Source organism: Peribacillus frigoritolerans (assembly GCF_030676415.1).
GTDB lineage: Bacteria > Bacillota > Bacilli > Bacillales > DSM-1321 > Peribacillus > Peribacillus frigoritolerans_A.
Window position 1 is genome coordinate 1 of sequence record NZ_JAUUTW010000163.1, and the last position, 252, is coordinate 252.

At 38.5% G+C, this 252-nt stretch carries 1 pseudogene; it reads left to right on the plus strand.

Annotation, left to right across the window (positions count from 1 at the left end):
* Positions 1 to 252, plus strand: a pseudogene (locus Q8G36_RS28895) (IS5/IS1182 family transposase); the annotation flags it as partial.

A 252-nucleotide genomic window follows, 5' to 3' on the forward strand; every position in this document is an offset into this window, starting at 1 on the left:
CGCAGATGCAGCTTATAAAACACCAGCGATTACAAGCTACCTATTTAACAAAGAAATCACACCTGCTTTACCCTATACACGTCCTCGTACAAAAGAAGGATTCTTTCGCAAACATGACTATGTTAATGATGAACACTTTGATTGTTACCTTTGCCCTTCGGGCGAAACTTTAAAGTACTCAACAACAAATAAAGAGGGCTATCGCGAGTACAAATCGCCAAAACAAATTTGTGCAACATGCTCTTTTTTATC